A 20,660-nucleotide genomic window follows, 5' to 3' on the forward strand; every position below is an offset into this window, starting at 1 on the left:
CCCTTACGGGTGAAAATGGCAGAACATACGCTAGCAATCCGCGACACGGATCACCAGCCTCCGCAGGAGTGTCGCAGGTTATTCGCACCGAAATATGGCAGGGCAAGATTGTCGTTGGCGCGCTGGCGTGCGAAACCGGCGCCTCAATGTTCATGGAACCTCCCCACTCGTGATCGCCATCGGCCCCGCCATGGCCTCGCAGCCAGCCTGGCTGAAGGCAGCCACCATCGTCGTTGGCACCTTCATTCTCGAAGACGTGGCAACGGTGCTCTCCGCCATTGCAGCCCGTGCCGGTGAGGTCAGTATTCCCCTTGCCCTGGGCGCACTGTATTTCGGCGTGGCGGTCGGAGACATGGGGCTGTATGGCCTCGGTGCCGCCGGAGCCCGCTGGCCCTTTCTCAAGCGGTTCCTGACCCTTCCCAAACGCGAACGCACACAGGACTGGTTCAGCACGAACGTCATCCGCGTCGTGGCCATCTCCCGCTTCGTGCCCGGCGCCCGACTGCCGCTTTATACCGCATGCGGTTTTTTCCGCGCGCCGTTCCTTCCCTTTGCCATGACCGCAGTTCTGGCTACGCTGGTCTGGACGACGTGTCTTTTCCTGCTCGCCATGAGAGTCGGGGGCTGGCTGCTCGCCCATCAGGGCGGCTGGCGCTGGGCCGGGCTTGCGGGGTTCGTCCTGTGTATCGTTGTCGTCGGGCGCCTGATCGCCCGTCTCCAGACCGTGAGCCAGTAACAGCAATGTCCAAGTCAGAAGCCGACCAGAACCCGCTCTCCCTTTTCGAATTCTGGCCTGGATCCATCTTCTACACCCCCATCGTCCTGTACTGGATCGCCATGGGGATCAAATACCGCGACCTCAGCATCTCGACCGCCGCCAATCCGCGTATCGAAACGGGCGGCCTGTGCGGCGAGAGCAAGTCCTCCATCCTCGACATGGGCGGTTCCACGGCACAGTCCTATATCGCGCCTTACGTTGTCTTCCGCAGCGGCAAGGGTTCCGTTCGCCGGGCGCTGGACGCCATGGAGCGCAAGGGCCTGTCCTTCCCCGTCGTCATCAAGCCCGATATCGGCTGCAATGGCACGGGTGTGAAACTCGTCCAGTCCCGCGAACAGCTTGAAGCCGTCCTGCCGCAATTCCCCGATGACGTGGACATGCTGGTTCAGGAACTCATTACCTATCCGGTTGAAGCGGGTCTGTTCTACATTCGCCACCCCGACGAAACCCGCGGGCGCATCACCTCGATCACCTACAAGGAAGCGCCGGTCCTGACGGGTGATGGCGTGTCCACGATCGAGGAACTGATCCTGCGGGATCCCCGGATGAGTCTCGTCCCGCAGATCTATCTTCCGCGCCTGGCCGGGCGGGAGAAAAACGTTCTCGCCAAGAGTGAGGAAATGCCGCTGGTCTTTGCCGGGAACCACTGCAAGGGGTCCGTCTTCCGCGATGGCCGCGCCGATACGACGGAGGCCCTGACCGCCCGGCTCGATGCGATCATGAAGGATATTCCCGACTTCCATTTCGGACGGGTGGACGTCAAGGCGGCGTCCATCGAAGATCTGCGCCGGGGTGAAAACTTCCAGATCATCGAGATCAATGGCGTCGGATCCGAAGCGACCCATATCTGGGACCGGCGGACGACGCTCTGGGAAGCGTATCGCGCCCAGTTCTCACATTACCGTCAGACCTTCCTAATCGGGGCTGCCAACAGGGCGCGCGGCTGGAAGACATCGGGCGCGTTCTCGATGCTGCATTCCTGGCGCAAGCAGCGTCGGCTTCTGGCGTCCTATCCGCTGAACGACTGAACCCGAAGCGGCAGGCGGGCCTTACTGGCCCAGCTTGCCGCCGCCAAAGATGTAGTTGCTGACCTGCTGTTCCAGCGAAAGCTGATCGCGCGTGTCGGTGATCTTGCCCTCGCTGGACAGTGTCGTGTGAGAATGGCCCGGCTGGATCTGCAGGGCATTATCCGCCGTCATAGTTGGCGCCCCGATGCCCACGGCCGTATCAACGGGCAGATGCAGGCGCTGATCCACCGTAAAGGCCACGTCAGCCATCTGCGTTCGCGGATCAAGCGTGATGGACACGACACGTCCTACCGGCACCCCTGCGAGATCGACATTGGCACCCGCATGAAGTCCGTTCGCGGAATTGAAGGCCGCATGCAGGGTCGCGCCCTGAAAGTCAGGTCCCTTGCGAAGCGCATTGCCATAGACGAGGAATGTCCCGGCGATCGCCAGAACGAGACCACTGGCCAGGATGGCGCCCCCACGGCCGCTCAATGTTGACTGCATGCCAGCCTCGCCTTCCGGAAAATCTTGAACAGAACGGGAGTTAGTCCTCCCATGACCGCCCGGTCAAGGCGGAGACCAGGGTTACCTCCAAGGTTGCGTCCCCTGCCGCCATCAGGCAAGTGATCTGCTTTTCCGCCTTCGTGACGAAGGCCACCACCCGATACAGGCTCCATGACGCTTCTTCAGGCCCTCATCCTCGCAGTCGTTCAGGGTATTACCGAGCCCTTTCCCGTAAGCAGCCTCGGCCATGCCGTTCTCCTCCCCGCGCTCCTGCACTGGGATCTGGATGAACATGCTCCTATGTTCCTGCCGTTCCTGACCATGCTGCATGTCGGCACGCTCCTCGCGCTGGCTGGTGTGTTCTGGCGGGACTGGATGGCCATTCTGGGCGGCATGTTCGGCCGTTACGGGCGCTATGCACAGATAGAAGCGATTCGGATCTTCGGACTGCTCGTTATCGCGACCATTCCCGCCGTGCTGGTCGGCTGGCTGCTGGAGCACCGCCTGCGTGCTGTATTCGGCACGCCTCTCGCCGTCGCCGGGTTCCTGATCCTCAACGGTTTCCTGCTCATGGCGACGGAATGGCTCCGGCGCCAGAAAGGGCATCGCGATCACAAGCCCATCGCCACCCTTGCTCCTAAAGACGCAGTCATCATCGGCATCTGGCAGTGTCTTGCGCTTCTGCCTGGCCTGTCGCGTTCGGGGGCAACCATGAATGGTGGCCTGCTGCGCGGTCTGGACCATGAAACGGCAGCCCGCTTCTCCCTACTGATGGCCCAGCCCATCGTGCTGGCAGCCACGGTCCGTGAAGCCTGGCAGATGCGCCATATGACGATTTCGCACGACATCATGGTGCAGTGCGTCGCCGGTGCCGTCGTCGCAGGACTGACCGCGCTGATCTGCTCGCTGCTGATGCTGCGCTTTTTTCGCAACCATGATGGCTGGGCGCTGACACCGTTTGGAATCTACTGCGTCGTGGCGGGCCTTTTTGCCGGTGCCGTCATTCTTCTCTGACCTTTCCAGCCGCCGTTTTTCGCGGCACATTGCGGATCATGCCAGCTTCGATACAATCTTCTCCCGATGCCTCCGGCCCCAGTCGTCGCAAGACCCTTGAACAGGTCCTGTTCGAGAACGACACGAATGGCCTCAAACGAAGCCTGACGGCAACGCAGCTTATCATCCTCGGCGTCGGTTCCACGATTGGCGCTGGCATTTACGTCATGACGGGAACGGCGGCCGCGGAGTATGCGGGCCCCTCCGTCCTGATCTCGTTCGTCATCGCTGCCCTGGCCTGCCTGTTTACGGCATTCTCCTACGGGGAGCTGTCCTCGACCCTTCCCGTGTCAGGCTCGGCCTACTCCTATGCCTATATCTCGATGGGGGAGAAAGTCGCCTGGATGGTCGGCTGGCTGCTACTGCTGGAATACGGCATCTCGTGTTCAGCCGTCGCGGCCGGTCTGTCGGGTTATGCCAGTTCCCTGCTCGACCTCACGGGCCTCCACCTGCCCGCCGCATTGACTCATGCGACACTCCAGCCCGTTCCGGACACCGCAGGCGCACGGATCAGCGCCGGATGGCGGTTCGACCTGATCGGCTTTACCGCGACGCTTCTTGTGACCGCCCTTCTGGTGCGGGGCGTCGAGGAATCGGCCCGGGTCAACACCCTCATCGTCGCACTCAAGGTCGGGGTGCTGTTCGTATTCGTGGCGCTGGGCATCGGTGCGGTCAATCCGGCGAACTGGCACCCGTTCATCCCCGCCAGCGAAGGCGGGTTCCATTACGGGGTCCGCGGCATTTTCCGCGCCGCATCAGTAATTTTCTTTGCCTATGTCGGGTTCGAGGCCGTCTCCACGGCCTCGGCCGAAGCGCGCAATCCCACCCGCGACGTCCCGATCGGCATCATCGGCAGCCTGCTGATCTGCACCGTCGTCTACATGATTGTGGCCACAGTCCTGCTGGGTATCGTGCCCTATCGCGAGCTTGATGTGCCGGATCCGCTCGCCATCGCTGTGAAGATCATGCACACGCCCTGGCTGTCGCTGCTGGTCAATATCGGCGCGACGATCGGTCTGTGCTCGGTCCTGATGGGCCTGATGTACGCCCAGTCCCGCGTTCTTCTGACCATCAGCCGCGACGGGCTGATCCCGGGGATCTTCTGCCTGATCCATCCGACATTCCGCACGCCCTGGATCGGGACGATTGTCCTCGGTCTCGTCGTGGCCCTCATCACCGCCACGCTGCCCATCGACATCATCAGCGATCTCGTGTCCATCGGCACGGCCGCCGCCTTCGGGATTGTGTGCTTCACGGTCATCTGGCAGCGCAACACGCGCCCGGACATCGTGCGCCCCTTCAGTGTTCCGCTGGGCGGCATCCGCATCCGGGGTTTCTGGATCGGCACCACACCCGCGCTCGGGATCGTGTTCTGCCTGATCATGACCATTCCACTGATCTCGGACATGGTTCACGCCGTCACCAGCGGCAACCCGGTCCCGCTGATCCTTCTGGTCACCTATCTGGCACTGGGAACGGCCACCTACGTGTTCTACGGCCGACACCACTCCAGGATGCGCCCCGAACTTCCCTCAGCCTGACGACATCGACGAACTGCCGGGCCCCATTCCGGACCCCATTCCCGGGCCCATATAGCTTCCCGGTGGGGGACGTCCGATCGGAGGGGCCATCCTGTCCCATGGCTCCTGCCCTCCCGCGCCGGGCGGCATCATGGAAAAACGGGCCCGCGGCAGAGCTTCGGGGCATTCATCGCGGATCCGGGCGATGATCTTCTCGCGGATGTCACACCGCAGATCCCAGCTCTGAAGCGCCGTACGCGCGCTGGCGATAATCCGGATGGACATGACATGCGCGTCGCAATCGGCCACCTGCACGTCGAACACGCGCCCGTCCCAGAGCGGACAGCCCCGCACGATCTCGTTCAGCATCTCGCGGATTTTGTCCATCGGCGCCTGATAATCGACCCACAGGAACACGACGCCGATGATGGCCGCCGAATTATGCGTCCAGTTCTCGAACTGGTTTTCGAGAAAATACGAGATCGGCACGATATGCCGCCGCCAGTCCCAGACCCGCAGGACCACATAGGTCGCGTTGATTTCCTCCACCCAGCACCAGTCGCCATTGATGATGATGAGGTCTTCCATGCGGATCGGCTGGGTCAGCGCAATCTGCACACCCGCGATCAGGTTCGTCAGCAATCCGCGCGCCGACAGGCCGACGATCAGCGAGGCCGCACCGGCGGACGCAAACAGCGATAAACCGTACTGCTTGACGGACGGGAACAGCATCAGCGCTGAGGCCACCGTCACGATACCCACGAGGATTTCCGTCAGCCGCCGCAGGACGCGGATCTGCGTCTGGTGCGAGCGGATCATGATGTCGTCGGTCTCCTCGCGCGCTGCGAGGCGGTTGAGATAGACCTCCGTCATGATCCGGAAGACCATGATCGCCGAAAACCCGAATGTCAGGATCAGCAGGAACAGGAAGAAGAGCTGAAGATCGTCTTCCTGCGCCGCCGTGAACCCCGTTGCAGCCGGCAGGGCGGACAGCATGGCCAGAAGAGCCACCATCAGGCGCGTCGGCCGTCTCAGGGACGAGACGATACGCCGGATCAGCGCGGCCTTGCGTGAGCCCGGGATGCGCAGAAGCTGCGTCGTGACAAGATTGCCGCAATAAAACGCCAGCACCCCCACAACCACCAGCATCAGCACCGAAACAACGGAAGCCGGCAGCCAGGTGAAATAGGACCGTATGGCAAACAGGGTGCTGACGAAATATTGCGTCACCAGATGAACGACTCCTTGCATCGGGAGGAATTGAGAAAAGGCGGAAGAGACCGGGCACTATGGAAAATGGTGATACTCCAAATGCCATGAGCACCCACGCCAGCGCGACCCGAAAAAACATCTTATTTTCCCGGGACTAACGTGTTGACACCCTGAAAGATCCCCCTTAAAACCCCGCGACAACGCCGGTTAACCCCGGCTGGATGGCGGTGTAGCTCAGTGGTAGAGCAGGGGAATCATAATCCCTTGGTCGGCGGTTCAAATCCGTCCACCGCTACCATCTTTAGGGGATCGTTTCCTGTATTCTGCCGGATATGATCAAGAAACCCCTCGCCGTCGTGACGATGGTTTACAACGAGCCGGAACACCTTCAGGTGTGGCGCCGTCACTACGGTGCACAGGTTGGGGAAACCGCCTGCTATGTCATTGATCATGGTTCGGATGATGGCTCGACCGCGCATCTGGGACAGGTCAATGTCGTCCGGATCCCCCGCTCCCCGCAGGATGACGAACGCCGTACCCGTGCAATCGGCAAGTTCTGTGACAGTCTGCTCGAATGGTATGACAGCGTCATCTATACGGATGTGGACGAAATCCTTCTCGCAGATCCTGCTCTCGTCCCTTCCCTGACGGAATTCGCACTCCTGAACCGCAGCCCGGTGGTCACGGCCACCGGCTTTGACGTCATTCATGTCCCCGACGAGGAAGCGCGGTTCGACTACAGCCGCCCCTTTTCCCTGCAGCGCCGTCACCTCCGCTTTTCCAGCGCGATGTGCAAACCGGTCCTGACCCGCATTCCCGTCACATGGGCCCCTGGCTTTCACTGCTGCGAAGAAGCCGTTCCCAGTCTCGAAGCGCCTCTTTTCCTGTTCCATCTCCGTTACGCAGACCTGCCTTCGGGGCTGGAGCGTCTGGAGCGCACTCGCAGACAACCCTGGGTCTCAGACGAGGTGGGGCGTCACCAGCGCCTTGAAAACACGGACTGGGAGAACATGCTGCGCGCCATGGCGGGCCTGCCCCGGGTGGACAGCACCCTCGACAACCGTGATGGACGCCTGACGCAGTGGCGTCAGCAGGTGGAGGACAGCGCCCAGATGCGTCTGCATGAGCGCTACCGTCTCGATCTGCATCTGAGCGGAAGCGAGTTGTGGCGCCTGCCCGACCGCTTCGTGGGCCGCGTCTGAGGCATAAAAAAACCGGCCCTTCTGCGGGGCCGGTTTTCCTTTTTTCGAGCTGAAGCCTCAGTCTGCCTCGGCTTCCGCCGTGCGACGATCCTGATCCTCATCGGAAGAGCGTTCGGAGCCGTAATCCCCCTCCGGCTTCTCGTGCTCCTCCTCGCCACGCGGCTCCCGGCGATCCTCGTAGGCCCGCTGACGCTGCTGCTGGCGTTCGTTGCGCTCCTGCTGGCTTTTCTCGGCGGCCTGGTTCATGGCGTTGAGAATACGGAAGTAGTGCTCCGCGTGCTGGAAATAGGCTTCTGCAAGAATGCGGTCGCCAGTTCCGGTCGCGTCGCGGCCAAGCTGGAGATACTTCTCGAACAGCTGCTGCGCCGTACCACGAACCCGGAGATCGGGCCCGTTACTGTCAAACACATGGTTGCGGTTCAGAGGTGTCTGGGCATTGCTGCTGCGTGATGGCCCACTGCCCGCACGATGATGCCGGCCTCTTATGCGCTTCATATTCATCGACCCGTGATGCACTTTCATGATGACGTGGACCGTTCTGCAACCGCAGAAAGTTCCGACCGCCGCTGTCGGAAAAGACGTCTGTCTGTTCCGCTATGGCTGAACCCGGCTCAGCCAGTCTTCCATCGTCAGTGCATGATGACATGAGCGATGGGCAAAGATGCGTCTGACAGTGCTGGTAAAACACCCTCAATTCGCATGCATTGGCTTTAGCAATACCAAGTTCCGTCAGTCAAGCCAACGGTTTTTCGGCAAAATCCATCCTCACCTGCCCGATTGCAGCACCAGGGCTCTTTCAATGCCGCCGAGATCCGTCTTATGCGCCACATCCCGCAGCCCGTTCGCGGCGCCGAGCGCAGAGACCGCATTGATCTGCCCGATCCCCATCTCCAGGATCGCATGTCCGCCCGGAACCAGAAGATCCGGCAGCGCAGCGCAGAGGATGCGATAGGCTTCCAGACCATCCGCCCCACCATCCAGAGCCCGGGCGGGCTCATACTGCACGACTTCAGGCATCAGCCCGGCCAGATCCCCGGTCTCGATATAAGGGGGGTTGGACAGGACAACATCGAACCGGCCCGTCAATGCATCCGCCCAGCTTCCAGCCAGAAAGGCGCTGCGTTTTGTCAGTCCGGTGCGGATGGAGTTGCGCCGGGCCAGAGCTGCCGCCTGGGGGGACAGATCCACGCCCACACCTGTGGCCTGCGGATATTCCGACAGGGCCGCCAGCAGCAGACAGCCTGTTCCCGTGCCAAGGTCCAGAATGGAGAGCGGTGCATTGCGGTCCGGGCAGACATCCAGCAGCGCTTCGATCAGGGCTTCGCTGTCGGCACGGGGGATCAGCGTGTCACGCCCCGTCTCCAGATCCAGCGTCCAGAAGCCCGTCTCGCCCGTGATGAACGCCAGAGGCTCCCGATCAAGACGCCGCTTCAGGGCTCCGGCGAATCGCGAAGCCTGCGCAGGCTCCACACCGTCCAGAGACAACAGGCCGCCCAGATCCCGTCCCGTCGCCCAGCCCAGCAGAAGGCGCGCTTCACGACGAGAATCTTCGATCCCGGCCTGCTCAAGCGCCTGTGAGGCCTCGCGCAAAAGATCATCTTTGGCCATCATCATCGAAGCGAACCTGTTATAGTTGGTGTCATGAAGTCCAAACGCGCCTTCCTCTATTCCGCCCTGCTGCTTGGCTGCACGCTCAATCCGGTTCACGCCCAGTCGGAACTGTCCACGGAACTGCCCCCGTCCTTTAGCGTGACGGACGAGCGCGCGCCCGAAGAAATTTCCGAAGTCTCCCGACTCTATCTGGATGGCAATCTGGTTGCGACCTTCAGACTGGGGCTTTCCAAGGCGCGTGAAACAAAAACGATCCCGCTTCCGGTTGGGCGCTTCGATGTCGATTACGCGCTGTGTGGCGAAATCACCATTGTCCGCAACGGCCATCAGGAAACCCATCAGGTCAGCAGCGAAGGCCAGCTCCACCACCCCGAAGGCCATTCGCTTGATGCCGTGGGGACCAACAATTTTACCGATTTCTTCTTGGTCGATTACGATGATGCCGCCGTGGCAACGCACCGGCATGGGCGTGCCGCTGTCTGCGCAACACCCAATACCTGACGCTCAGAACCCTTCAGCGGCAAGCAGTTCCGTCTGTTCCTCACGGGTCAGGGCGTCGATGATCTCATCGAACTCACCGCCCATAATCCGGTCGATCTTATAGAGCGTCAGATTGATCCGGTGATCCGTCACACGTCCCTGCGGAAAATTGTAAGTCCGGATCCGCTCCGAACGATCCCCTGTCCCGACCTGTGACTTCCGGTCTGCGGCCCGGGTGGCATGGAGCTGCGCGCGTTCCCGCTCATAGAGCCGGGCACGCAGGATCTTCATGGCCTTGGCCTTGTTCTTGTGCTGGCTTTTCTCTTCCTGCATTGCCACCACAATGCCGCTGGGCATGTGGGTTACGCGCACTGCACTCTCGGTCTTGTTGACGTGCTGTCCACCTGCGCCCGAGGCCCGATAAACGTCGATCCGCAGGTCGTCATCATTGATTGTGACATCAACCTCTTCGGCTTCCGGCAACACTGCCACGGTCACGGTAGACGTATGGATGCGGCCTTGGCTTTCCGTCGCCGGAACGCGCTGCACCCGGTGCACGCCGGATTCGTATTTCAGGCGCGCAAAAACCGAACGGCCGGAAATGGTCGCCATGCCTTCCTTGAGGCCTGCCACCTCGTTCTCGGCATATTCCATGACCTCGAAACGCCAGCCGTTCTGCTCCGAAAAGCGACGATAGGCGTCAAACAGTTCCGCAGCGAACAGTCCCGCTTCGTCGCCACCCGCTGCGGGGCGGATTTCAAGGATGGCACTGCGTTCATCCGCCGCATCTTTTGGCAGGAGCGCCAGACGCAGGGCATGTTGAAGATCCGGCAATGTCGCCTCGATCTCCGAAAGCTCCATCTGGGCCAGTTCGCGCATTTCCGGATCATCAAGCAGGGCCTGCGCCCCGGCTTTCTGCTCCTCGGCACTTTTCCAGGCCTGAATGGATGCGACCACCGGCTCCAGTTCGGCATATTCCTGCGACAGACGGGTGAAATCCTCACCCGTCAGTTCGCCGGAAGACATCAGGGCCTGAACTTCCTCCGAACGTGCGACAATCCGCTCAAGCCTGTCATCAAACGCCATGTGCTCAGGCGCGTCCTGCGCTCAGAACACGGACCAGATCCGCGAACGGGACTTCCTGCTGCTCGCGGCTGGCCAGATCCCGAAGCTGCACGACGTCTTTGGCGATTTCCTCATCGCCCAGAACGATTGCATGAGACGCACCGGACTTCACCACGCGCTCCATCCGCTTCTTCATGTTGCCACGTGTCTCGATCTCGGCCCGTAGACCCGCAGAGCGTAGAGCGCGCGCAATGGATGCGGCCTTGAGAACGGCTTCATCTCCCATCGGCACCAGCGCGATTCCGGCCGGAAGCTCAGGAACACTATCCAACAGCATCGCCAGACGTTCGATCCCGCCAGCCCACCCGATCGCCGGAATGGCCGGGCCACCCATCTGCTCCACAAGACCTTCATACCGGCCACCGGCCAGCACCGTGCCCTGAGCACCAAGCTTCGAGGTCACGAACTCGAACGCCGTGTGGCTGTAGTAATCAAGGCCGCGAACGATACGGGGATTTTCGACAAATTCCACGCCGAAGGCCTGCAGGCTGGAGCGCAGCGTATCCCAGAACTGGCGGGATTCATCGTTCAGATAGTCCGCAAATGCCGGCGCATCGTCGAGCAGTTTGCGGTCCTGTTCGGACTTGCTGTCCAAAATCCGCAAAGGGTTGGCTTCGAGCCTGACCCGGCTTTCTTCCGACAGCGCATCGGCATGGTCGCGGAAATACGCCACCAGAGCTTCCCGCCAGGCCTGACGGCTGGCGAGATCGCCGAGTGTGTTGAGTTCCAGCGTGACATGCTCGCCCAGACCCAGCTCGCGCAGGATATCCTGCGCCATGGCAATCGTCTCGGCATCGCGCAGGGGGCTTTCCGCGCCGATCAGTTCCGCACCGATCTGGTGGAACTGACGGTAGCGTCCCTTCTGCGGGCGTTCGTAACGGAACATCGGCCCATGATAGAACACCTTCTGCGGCAGGGACTGCGTCAGGCCATTCGTGACCAGAGCCCGGCAGATCGCCGCCGTGCCCTCTGGCCGCAGGGTGATGCTCTCACCGCCACGATCCTCGAACGTGTACATCTCTTTGGACACAACATCGGACGTTTCGCCGAGCGTGCGCGAAAAGACGCGCGTGTCCTCGAAGATGGGTGTGCTCCATTCCTCAAAACCATAGGTCCGCAGAACCCTGCGGGCCGTCTCCACGACATGGTGGTGACGGCGCATGGTCTCGCCGATGAGGTCATGGGTGCCGCGTGGGGGCTGAAGTCCTGACATCAGCTGGCTGCCGGGTCCATCTGCTTGGCCGTGGACGCCTCGACCTTGCCAGCCTCGATGTCCGAAACCTTCTTTTCGACCAGGTCCACGATATGCTCGATCATGTCACCAGCCGGCATCGTGTGATCCTGGCGGCCTGCGGCATAGACCATGTGACGGCCATTGCCGCCGCCGGTTACGCCGATATCGGTCATCAGAGCCTCACCGGGGCCATTCACCACGCAGCCGATGATGGACAGCGTCAGCGGCGTCTTGATGTGCTGCAGGCGGTCTTCCAGCGTCTGCACCGTCTCGACAACATTGAAGCCCTGACGCGCACAGGACGGGCAGGAAATGATCTTCACGCCGCGATGACGCAGGCCGAGGGACTTCAGGATGTCCCAGCCGACCAGCACTTCCTCTTCCGGAGCAGCAGAAAGCGAGACGCGCATCGTGTCACCCACGCCGGCCCAGAGCAGGTTGCCCAGACCGATGGAGGACTTCACGGTGCCCGCACGCTTGGAGCCGGCTTCGGTGATGCCGATATGCAGCGGGTGATCACAGCAGTCCGCAAGCTGCTGATAGGCTGCGACCGCCATGAACACGTCGGACGCTTTCACGCTGATCTTGAACTCGTGAAAGTCGTGATCCTCAAGGATCTTGGCGTGTTCCAGAGCGCTCTCGACCAGGGCTTCGGGGTTGGGCTCACCGTACTTCTCGAGCAGGTGCTTCTCGAGAGAACCGGCATTCACGCCGATCCGGATGGAGCAGCCATAATCCTTGGCGGCGTTGACGACTTCACGCACGCGCTCGGCGCTGCCGATATTGCCCGGGTTGATGCGCAGGCAGGCCGCACCGGCCTTGGCGGCCTCGATGGCGCGCTTGTAGTGGAAGTGGATGTCCGCGACGATGGGGACGTTCACTTCATGCACGATCTCTGCCAGGGCAGCCGTGCTGGCCTCGTCCGGACAGGAAACACGCACGATGTCCACGCCAGCCAGTTCGGCCAGGCGGATCTGCTCGATCGTGGCCTGTGCGTCGGACGTCAGGGTGTTGGTCATGGTCTGCACGGAGATCGGGGCATCACCACCGACCGCAACCTTGCCGACATGGATCTGGCGCGACTTGCGACGCTCGATGTGCTGATAGGGACGGTAGCTGCTCATGATTTACCTCTTCGTGCCCGGAAAGGACCGGGAGCTCTGACTCAGTGGGCTGTATTCAGGGGCACTGAGCCCCCCTGACGGGTATACGGGTTTAATGCGATGGCGACGATTGTTCCAGCGGCTGATGTTCAAGCTGCCGGGCATTCAGGTCATCAGCCGAAACTTCAGGTGTTGGCGGCGCTTTCCGGGCGGCGGGTGCCGGGGCCGGTTTTGCGACCGGGACTGTAGACGGCACCACCTGCGGTCCGGGAGCTGGTGCATTGGGCTGAACCGGCAGCGCGATCCCCGATCCGAAAGCACCGGAGCGGATGGCGTCCGCCGTCACTTCAACATTGCGCCGGACCTGCCCTTCCTTTCCCAGCGGCGCGCTGGTCGCCCCGGCCGTAGTCAGAACCACACCACCGGCATTGCCAAAGGACATGCGGAACGGAGCCCCGGCGGGATCGCCCTGCCAGCTTTCCCCCGGCTGCATCACACGCGACATCAGGACATGGCCGTCATGGTCCCGGACCTGTGTCCAGACCTGAGACAGCGTCCTGACCACCACGGCGCCTTCCGGAACGGCTGGCGGCAGATCGGTGGCCGGCTGGCCAACCGTTGCGTTGTTCGCAGTCGGCACGACTTCGCCCGGCGGGGGGGCTTCCGCTTCATCCTCCGGGCCCGTCTGAACAGAAGAGGGCACGACTGTCTGAGGCGGCAGTTGCGTGGGCGACGGTGATGGAGCGGTCTCTACAACAGGACCGCCTTGGGCCGGTACGGGACTGGTCGATGTCGGTGTCACCGCAGGGGCAGAACCTGCGGTGACAGGCGGCTGAGGCTCGGGCGTCGGAGCGCGTCCAGGCATCACGGACGCCACCTGTGGCGATGTCGTGGCGGGCGTTGCAGCACCCGACATCAGTTCCGTTACGGCAGGAACCTGCCGCTGCGCAGGCGTGTCATGCGCCGTGAAACGGTACCAGCCCACATAGGCCGCAACCACGACCACGAGCCCTGCCCCGACCAGAACGCCGATCGGCAGTCCCCGATCTCCTTCCGGCTGGGGGAACACCAGTTCCGGCTTGCGGGTTACAGCACCGCGCGTATCCCGACGGAAACGCTCGACCAGCGCATCCGCATCAAGCTGCATGGCGTGGGCATAGGTGCGCAGAAATCCCACCGCATAAGCGACGCCCGGCAGTTTCGCCAGATCGTCCGCTTCAAGCGCTGCCAGCAGTTTCGGACGGATGCGCAGCCATTCCGCCACGTCCTCAAGCCGCCAGCCAAGTTCCTCGCGACGCTCACGCAGCACCGTTCCGACACTGGGCTGGTCGGAAGGCTGCGAAAACGGGCGGTTCGAGGACGGAGGGGACATGACCGGAAAATCCGTTAGCTTGGCGCGTGGATGCGGGCTTCACGCTGCTTTATGGCATCAACCGCCTGCTGCACCAATGTCGCGATGATTTCGGCGACCGGACGGACGTCCTTGACCATGCCCACGGACTGTCCGGCCATGACGGAACCCGTCTCCACATCACCCTCAATGACGGCACGACGCAGAGCGCCGGCCCAGTAATGCTCGATCGAGAGCTGGGCTTCTTCCTTCGTCAGCTCACCGCTCTGGAACTTCTGGAGCGCCTCGCCCTGAAGGCGCGCATACCGACGGCCACCTTCATTCGAAAGTCCCCGCACCGGAATGACCGGGAACAGCTCGTCAAGCTGTACGGTCGTCACCGCATCGCGGGCATTGGCGCGCAGGAAGGCCTTCTTGAAGTTCTCATGCGCGATGCTCTCTTCGGATGCCGCAAACAGAGTTCCGAGCTGCGCACCGGCCGCCCCCTGCTCCAGATAGGACAGGATCGCGTCACCGCGTCCGAGCCCACCCGCGACGAATACGGGTACATCGCGGATATGCGGCAGGATTTCCTGCGCCAGAACCGTCAGCGAAACCGGCCCGACATGGCCGCCCGCTTCCGACCCCTCGATCACGAGGGCCTCGATGCCCATGCGCACCAGACGCTTGCCCAGAGCCAGCGCCGGGGCAAATCCGATGGCCCGCGCTCCGCCATCACGTACCTTGCGGATCGTGGCGCTGTTCGGGACGCCGCCCGCCAGCACGATATGCGAGACATCATGCGCAAGACACACATCCACCAGCCGGTCGAGCTCGGGATGCATGGTGATGAGGTTCACGCCGAACGGGCGCTTCGTCATGGCCTGCGTGGCAACGATTTCCTCTTCCAGACGCTCCGGAGACATCGCACCGCAGGCAATGACGCCGAATCCGCCAGCATTGGAAATCGCCGAAACCAGATGCCGCTCGCTGACCCAGGACATGGCCCCGCCCAGGATCGCAACTTCGCTCCCGAGGAAGTCACAACCCGGCTTCCACAGCCGGTCCAGCGTCGCCCGGGCGTCCACGGTCTCGCTCAGGGTTTCGCTCACGCGTCGGCTCCCTCTTGTGAATCAAGGCCATACGCCGTGTGCAACGCGCGCATGGCCAGTTCGGTATATTCGGAATCAATCAGCACGGAGATCTTGATCTCACTCGTGGAGATGACCTGCACGTTGATGCCGCGATCGGCGAGTGTGCGGAACATCCGCGCGGCCAGACCGGCATTCGAACGCATGCCGATGCCCACGACACTGATCTTCACCACGTTGTGGGACGTGATCAGTTCGCCATACTGGACGTATTCACGGGCCTTCTCCAGCACGGCACGCGCGGCGGCCTCGTCGGCCTTGCTGACCGTGAAGGTCATGTTCGTCATGTTGTCCACGCCGACGCTCTGGACGATCATGTCGACATTGATGTTCGCGGCTGCCAGGGGGTCGAAAATCGCAGCGGCGATGCCCGGACGGTCCGGAATGTTCCGCACGGAGATTTTCGCTTCGTCATGCGAGTTGGCAATCCCCGCAACCAGTTCCTTCTCCATGATCTCGTCCTCATCAACCACAATCGAACCGCTGTCGTCATCCGTCTCGGCGAAGGATGACAGCACCCGCACCCGCACGCCCTCGCGCATGGCGAGACCGACGCTGCGGGTCTGAAGTACCTTGGCGCCTACCGAAGCCAGTTCAAGCATCTCTTCATAAGTGATGCGATCCAGCTTTTTGGCGCGTTTCACGATGCGGGGATCTGTCGTGTAGATCCCATCCACATCGGTATAAATATCACACTGATCGGCATTGATGGCAGCCGCGACGGCCACGGCGGACGTATCTGATCCTCCGCGTCCCAGCGTCGCAATGCGGCCATCGGGGCCGACGCCCTGGAACCCGGCCACGACCGGCACCACGCCGTCATCCAGACAGTCCAGCAGCGCCGTGCCGTCCACGCTCTCAATGGCGGCCTTGCCATGCGCGTCGTCCGTCACGAGCGGGATCTGCCAGCCTTGAAACGAACGCGCCTTCACACCGAGCGCCTGAAGCGCGATGGACACGAGCCCGCTCGTCACCTGCTCGCCGGCCGCGACAACGGCATCGTATTCCTTCGGGTCGGCCAGCGGATCCAGCTCGGCGCAGTATCCGACCATCCGGTTCGTCACACCCGCCATCGCCGAAACCACGACGGCCACACGGCGGCCACGGTCATGTTCCGCTTTCACGCGTTTTGCAACGTTCCGGATACGCTCGATATTCCCGACGGACGTGCCGCCGAATTTCATGACAACCGTCTTCCGTTTCCCGCCTTCAGCCTGAATGGCGGCATGGGGAACGGCACGACCGGAAAGCTGGTCGTGGACGGGAGTATCGGGCATGGACATCGCGGATAAGGCTCCAGTACGTGTCTGGCGTTGTGCGCTCGGGTCTGGCATCGGGTACGGCAAAGACATGCAAACTGCCCGGCACCTGAACAGACTCTGCCGGTCCACATACTCGCCTCGCACCGCCACGTCCAGATGACGCGCGGCAGACAGGTACACAGAAGGAGGGTTCTGATGCCCACAGAAACGTCCCCGGGACAGAATTCCAGACGCTCATCCGTTTCGGAATCCGAAATCGCCCATTTCAGCGCCCTTGCCGAAGACTGGTGGAATCCGCGCGGCCCCATGGCTCCCCTTCATGCCATGAACCCCCTGCGCACCGAATGGGTCAGCCGCCATGTCGCGCCCCTGCGCAAGACGTCTTCCGGCCCTCTGAGCCTGCTCGATATTGGCTGTGGAGCCGGTCTGGCCAGCGAGGCTTACGCCAAACTCGGGTTCGATACGCTCGGAATCGATGCCAGCGCCGCCGGTATCCGCGCGGCTGAAGCGCATCTGGCCGCCCATCCCCTGCCACCAGAGGCAGCCTCCCTGTCCTATCGCAATGGCAGCGCGGAAGATCTCGTTGCGGAAGGCGCGCGCTTTGATGTCGTCAACGCCCTGGAAGTCATCGAGCATGTCAATGATCCGCAGGACTTCCTGATCATGCTGGCTACGCTGACGAAGCCAGGCGGCATGGTCGCGGTCTCCACCCTGAACAGGACTCCGCGCTCCTTCGCTGTCGCCAAGCTCGGTGCGGAATATCTGCTGCGGATGCTCCCTGTAGGTACGCATGATTGGAAGAAATTCATCAAGCCTGATGAACTGGCTGCCATGGCCCGCCGTGCAGGTCTGCGGATGCTGGACATCGCGGGGATGAGCTATGTGCCGTTCGAATGGCGCGCAACCCGCGATACCGGCATCAATTACATCGCGATTTTCCGCAGGGACTGAACAAAAAAAGGCGCTTCCGGCGGATTATCCCACCAGAAGCGCCCTTCCATGAAAAGCAGTCGATCAGACCTGCGTGTTCATGAACGCAAAGGTCGTCGGGCTGCCGACGGGTGTGAAATTGTTCGTAAACGCAATTTCGCCCGTCTTCTTGTCCACCTTGAAGGACGTGACGGCATCCGAACGCTGGTTGGCGCAGAACAGGAATGCCCCGGACGGATCGAACATCAGGGCGCGTCCGTAATCCGCATGCATCCAGACCTCGTCCTGAAGCGTCAGCGTCCCGTCCGCTCCGATGGCGAAGACGGCAAGCGAATCACCCAGACGATTGGAGACGTAAACGAACTTGCCGCTGGCCGAGATCAGGATTTCCGCAGCAAGCGTCGAGCCGCGGAAATGCGACGTCACGGTGCTGACCGTCTGGATGTCATTGATCGCACCCGTTGCCGGATCGAAATTGGAAACGACGACCTTCGAGTCCTGCTCGCACAGATTGTACAGGATGCGGCCGGAATGATTGAACTGGAAATGCCGCGGCGCCGATCCCGGTTCCATGTCGTAATAGGGCGTCTTGGCCGGGATCAGTTTTCCGGTATCGATGTTCAGCGTCCACACATACACCCGGTCCAGCCCCGCATCATCCGCCAGCACGAACTTGCCGCTCGGGTCGGAATGGATCATGTGCGGATGCGACCCGGAATGGTCGGAGACGGCAAAATTGCCCTGCGGATTGTCCGACGCCCGCTCCGGCTGTCGCGGTCCCGTGTTGTGCACGACATCGGACGCCTCACCCAGTGACCCGTCCGAGCGGATCGGCAGAACCGCCACACAGCCGCCCATATAGTTGGCAACCAGCACGTACCGGCCCGAATGATGGATGCTCAGATGTGCCGGAACGGCACCTTTGGAGCTGACAACATTCAGCTTGCGCAGTGAGCCCGTCTTCGGATCGATTGCAAATGCCGTAACGGAGCCATCGCCATCCTTGTTGAAATCGTCGATCTCGCTCAGCGCATACAGGAAACGCTGGTCCTTCGAGATCGCGAGAAAGGACGGGCTGGCAATATCCGTGAATGTCGTGATCGGCGTCAGAACACCCGTGTCCCGATCCATATCGAAAACGGAAATGCCCTGCCCGTTTCCAGCACCTCCCGGTGGCCCATGCTTCGTATATCCGCCGACAAAACAGATTGTCCTCGAAACGGGCTTCGGAGGGGGCGGCGGTGTCGGAACGGTCTTTTCGGGGTCAGCGGCACCGGCAGCGCCGGTACCGGCTGCAGCAACACCGGCAACCAGCCCGACCGCAAAGCTGCGACGGGAAACAGGATGGGACATGATGGGTCTGCATTCCTTTCAGTGTGGCAGGGATAACGCCCGCTGCCAGGAAAAGGCACATTCCCGCCCCTGACGTCGGTTTCCCGGCGAGGGATTCAATGGGCGTCCTTTGGCAGTTTGCATTGCGGCCCCACAGGTGGACCAGTATAGCGGCTCCAGGTCTGGGTTTCACCCAGAAGGGGCATTCCCAGAACGAATCCGCGCAGTTTCAGAACATTGGGCGCGGACACCCATATCCGCGCCTGATAGACCCGTCCTGTTCGCGGATCAAGAATATGACCCTGCCACTTGCGGTCTTCGATTGGAACAAAGTCTGTCAGCATGCGGATTCCGCACTGCGACCGGCCCCAGACATCCTTTGGAACGGTTGTGTCATAAGCCATGCCGACGAGCTGCCCACACAGCATGTGACCGCAGGGCTCAATGGAAAACAGCCCGTCATGTCCTTCCGACAGCCACAGACCTTCTTCAGGAATGTCTGACGGGGCCGCCGGGGCCGTCTGGGCCTGCGCACTGGCAAAGGACGTCACAGCCAGCAGGACAGCCGCAAAAAAGCCTGCTCCCCGCATTCAGACCTTGCCCAGCAGGGCATCAAGACGCCCCGCACGATCAAGCGCCATCAGATCGTCGCAACCTCCCAGACCCGTACCGTCAACAAAGGTCTGAGGCACCGTCCTGCGTCCGGAGCGGCGGATGGATTCCTCACGCTCGGCTGAACCATGCGGGGCATTGATTTCCTGAAACTCCACACCCTTGGAGCGGAGCAGGCTGACAGCGTGCACACAGTAGGGACATCCAGGCTGGGTAAAAATCTCGATTTTCGGCATAGGATCCTCATTCCTGGACAAAGCGCGGGTTCTGTTCATCCACTCTCCCGGTCCGCGCTGCAACCAAAATATCCACGCTCGCTGCACCAGCCTTCATCAGGGCCACCGTACAGGCTGTCGCGGTAGACCCCGTCGTCAGCACATCATCTACCAGCAGAACGGCCTGTCCATGTACCCGCGTCCCGCAGCCTTTCCTGACCCGAACCGCGTGTTCCATCTCCCGTTCCCGCTCCCCGGCAGACAGACGGGCCAGAGCCTTTGTGGAGCGAATGCGCTGAAGAGCATCCACCACACAGGGCAGCCCTGCAAGGCGGGAAATGCCCTGCGCCATCAGCGCCGCCTGATTGTAACGTCGTTTCCACAACCGGGCGCGATACAGGGGAACAGGCACGACAACGGTGGCATTCCTCAGCAGGTCCTCCCCCGCAGAAGCCATCTGCCGGGCAAGGACAGCGGCATTTTCGGTGTGATCGGAATATTTCAGCGGCAGGATCAGACGCCGCGACCAGGCGTCGTAAACGAAAGCCGCCCGCGCCGAACGCCAGAGCGGCGGATGCGCGTGACAGGCTGCACAGCAGTTCTGCGTGCCGCCGAGACCCTCGTTTTCCAGCGGAACACCGCAACGATGACAGCAGGGGGAAACAATCCGGTGAGCAGTCTGGAAGCACGTGCCGCAGAATGCGCCCTCCGTCATGACTTCCGTACCGCAGGCCGCGCAGGTCGGAGGCAGGAGCGTATCCAGCACGACATGCGCGCCACGGGTCAGAACCCTCTTCACCGTGATCTTGGCACTAGCTTGAGCGTGATGCGGGAGGCGTCGATCAGGACCTTGCCCTGATGCTGGAAATTGACGGTTACCCGTTCTCCCACGGCAGACTGCACCTGCCCCCAACCCCATTCGGGATGATCGGGGTGTTCGACAATCTGCCCGGGCTCAAGAAAGGACTGGAACGGCCCCGTCACTGGCAGAACTGC

The 20,660-nt window shown here is 61.8% G+C and carries 22 protein-coding genes and 1 tRNA gene; 8 read left to right on the forward strand and 15 right to left on the reverse strand.

Features of this window, described 5'->3' with window-relative positions; all coding sequences use genetic code 11:
- The first annotated feature begins 169 nt into the window (after positions 1-169).
- Both ABF859_RS00905 and ABF859_RS00910 read left to right on the forward strand, forming a co-directional pair.
- The gene (locus tag ABF859_RS00905; protein WP_415525655.1) at positions 170-736 is read left to right on the forward strand and encodes a DedA family protein; all 567 of its coding nucleotides are present in this window, start codon (positions 170-172) and stop codon (positions 734-736) included.
- 5 nt (positions 737-741) lie between these two features.
- Entirely contained in the window at positions 742-1,806 is a 1,065-nt protein-coding gene (locus tag ABF859_RS00910; RefSeq protein ID WP_415525253.1) for a D-alanine--D-alanine ligase, read from the forward strand.
- 21 nt (positions 1,807-1,827) lie between these two features.
- On the opposite strand, the gene ABF859_RS00915 is transcribed toward ABF859_RS00910, so the two are convergent.
- Complete coding sequence (locus tag ABF859_RS00915; RefSeq protein WP_415525255.1) at positions 1,828-2,292, reverse strand: MlaD family protein; 465 nt, start codon at positions 2,290-2,292, stop codon at positions 1,828-1,830.
- A 171-nt stretch (positions 2,293-2,463) separates the two neighbouring features.
- Between ABF859_RS00915 and ABF859_RS00920 the strand changes: the two genes are divergently transcribed.
- Entirely contained in the window at positions 2,464-3,306 is an 843-nt protein-coding gene (locus tag ABF859_RS00920; protein WP_415525257.1) for an undecaprenyl-diphosphate phosphatase, read from the forward strand.
- 38 nt (positions 3,307-3,344) lie between these two features.
- A complete protein-coding gene (locus tag ABF859_RS00925) occupies positions 3,345-4,886 on the forward strand; it encodes an APC family permease (RefSeq protein ID WP_415525259.1) in 1,542 nt (513 codons plus the stop codon).
- Here the strand turns inward: ABF859_RS00925 and ABF859_RS00930 are convergent.
- Positions 4,878-6,095, reverse strand: a complete 1,218-nt coding sequence (locus ABF859_RS00930; protein WP_415525262.1) for a mechanosensitive ion channel family protein — start codon at positions 6,093-6,095, stop codon at positions 4,878-4,880. The genes ABF859_RS00925 and ABF859_RS00930 overlap by 9 nt on opposite strands.
- A gap of 205 nt (positions 6,096-6,300) precedes the next feature.
- Between ABF859_RS00930 and ABF859_RS00935 the strand changes: the two genes are divergently transcribed.
- Together ABF859_RS00935 and ABF859_RS00940 are read left to right on the forward strand one after the other, a co-directional pair.
- Positions 6,301-6,375 (forward strand) — tRNA-Met (locus ABF859_RS00935).
- A gap of 34 nt (positions 6,376-6,409) precedes the next feature.
- Positions 6,410-7,279: a glycosyltransferase family 2 protein gene (locus ABF859_RS00940; protein ID WP_415525264.1), complete on the forward strand. Its 870-nt coding sequence runs from the start codon at positions 6,410-6,412 to the stop codon at positions 7,277-7,279.
- Between the two features lie 57 nt (positions 7,280-7,336).
- Here ABF859_RS00940 and ABF859_RS00945 read toward each other — a convergent pair whose 3' ends face one another.
- Positions 7,337-7,780, reverse strand: coding sequence for a DUF4167 domain-containing protein (locus ABF859_RS00945; protein WP_415525657.1), 444 nt, complete (start codon positions 7,778-7,780; stop codon positions 7,337-7,339).
- A gap of 264 nt (positions 7,781-8,044) precedes the next feature.
- Positions 8,045-8,890 carry a peptide chain release factor N(5)-glutamine methyltransferase gene (gene prmC, locus ABF859_RS00950; protein ID WP_415525659.1) on the reverse strand — a complete coding sequence of 282 codons (846 nt, stop codon included), beginning with the start codon at positions 8,888-8,890 and terminating at the stop codon, positions 8,045-8,047.
- 30 nt (positions 8,891-8,920) lie between these two features.
- Here prmC and ABF859_RS00955 point away from each other — a divergent pair, with 30 nt between their 5' ends.
- Positions 8,921-9,391, forward strand: coding sequence for a hypothetical protein (locus ABF859_RS00955; protein WP_415525266.1), 471 nt, complete (start codon positions 8,921-8,923; stop codon positions 9,389-9,391).
- 3 nt (positions 9,392-9,394) lie between these two features.
- Here ABF859_RS00955 and prfA read toward each other — a convergent pair whose 3' ends face one another.
- From prfA to ABF859_RS00985, 6 genes are all read right to left on the reverse strand, one after another.
- Complete coding sequence (gene prfA / locus ABF859_RS00960) at positions 9,395-10,456, reverse strand: peptide chain release factor 1 (RefSeq protein WP_415525268.1); 1,062 nt, start codon at positions 10,454-10,456, stop codon at positions 9,395-9,397.
- 4 nt (positions 10,457-10,460) lie between these two features.
- The gene (hisS, locus tag ABF859_RS00965) at positions 10,461-11,708 is read right to left on the reverse strand and encodes a histidine--tRNA ligase (protein WP_415525270.1); all 1,248 of its coding nucleotides are present in this window, start codon (positions 11,706-11,708) and stop codon (positions 10,461-10,463) included.
- Positions 11,708-12,853: a flavodoxin-dependent (E)-4-hydroxy-3-methylbut-2-enyl-diphosphate synthase gene (ispG, locus tag ABF859_RS00970; protein ID WP_415525272.1), complete on the reverse strand. Its 1,146-nt coding sequence runs from the start codon at positions 12,851-12,853 to the stop codon at positions 11,708-11,710. The genes hisS and ispG overlap by 1 nt, the downstream gene beginning before the upstream one ends.
- Positions 12,854-12,944: 91 nt before the next feature.
- A complete protein-coding gene (locus tag ABF859_RS00975; protein ID WP_415525274.1) occupies positions 12,945-14,204 on the reverse strand; it encodes a RodZ domain-containing protein in 1,260 nt (419 codons plus the stop codon).
- A gap of 14 nt (positions 14,205-14,218) precedes the next feature.
- Positions 14,219-15,262, reverse strand: coding sequence for an NAD(P)H-dependent flavin oxidoreductase (locus ABF859_RS00980; RefSeq protein WP_415525661.1), 1,044 nt, complete (start codon positions 15,260-15,262; stop codon positions 14,219-14,221).
- Between the two features lie 8 nt (positions 15,263-15,270).
- On the reverse strand, positions 15,271-16,596 hold the full coding sequence (locus tag ABF859_RS00985; protein ID WP_415525276.1) for an aspartate kinase: 1,326 nt from the start codon (positions 16,594-16,596) through the stop codon (positions 15,271-15,273).
- Positions 16,597-16,770: 174 nt separating this feature from the next.
- Between ABF859_RS00985 and ubiG the strand changes: the two genes are divergently transcribed.
- Positions 16,771-17,526, forward strand: a complete 756-nt coding sequence (gene ubiG, locus ABF859_RS00990; protein ID WP_415525278.1) for a bifunctional 2-polyprenyl-6-hydroxyphenol methylase/3-demethylubiquinol 3-O-methyltransferase UbiG — start codon at positions 16,771-16,773, stop codon at positions 17,524-17,526.
- A gap of 63 nt (positions 17,527-17,589) precedes the next feature.
- Here ubiG and ABF859_RS00995 read toward each other — a convergent pair whose 3' ends face one another.
- From ABF859_RS00995 to ABF859_RS01015, 5 genes are all read right to left on the reverse strand, one after another.
- Positions 17,590-18,858, reverse strand: coding sequence for a lactonase family protein (locus tag ABF859_RS00995; RefSeq protein WP_415525280.1), 1,269 nt, complete (start codon positions 18,856-18,858; stop codon positions 17,590-17,592).
- Between the two features lie 95 nt (positions 18,859-18,953).
- Positions 18,954-19,427 carry a DUF2147 domain-containing protein gene (locus tag ABF859_RS01000; RefSeq protein ID WP_415525282.1) on the reverse strand — a complete coding sequence of 158 codons (474 nt, stop codon included), beginning with the start codon at positions 19,425-19,427 and terminating at the stop codon, positions 18,954-18,956.
- Positions 19,428-19,685 (reverse strand): glutaredoxin 3, encoded by a 258-nt coding sequence (gene grxC / locus ABF859_RS01005; RefSeq protein WP_415525284.1) that lies wholly within the window; start codon positions 19,683-19,685, stop codon positions 19,428-19,430. It abuts the gene before it with no gap.
- Positions 19,686-19,692: 7 nt separating this feature from the next.
- Positions 19,693-20,463: a double zinc ribbon domain-containing protein gene (locus tag ABF859_RS01010; RefSeq protein ID WP_415525286.1), complete on the reverse strand. Its 771-nt coding sequence runs from the start codon at positions 20,461-20,463 to the stop codon at positions 19,693-19,695.
- Positions 20,460-20,654: a DUF3553 domain-containing protein gene (locus ABF859_RS01015; RefSeq protein ID WP_415525663.1), complete on the reverse strand. Its 195-nt coding sequence runs from the start codon at positions 20,652-20,654 to the stop codon at positions 20,460-20,462. The genes ABF859_RS01010 and ABF859_RS01015 overlap by 4 nt, the downstream gene beginning before the upstream one ends.
- Positions 20,655-20,660: the final 6 nt, after the last annotated feature.

It is taken from the genome of Gluconobacter sp. (assembly GCF_047722525.1).
GTDB lineage: Bacteria > Pseudomonadota > Alphaproteobacteria > Acetobacterales > Acetobacteraceae > Gluconobacter.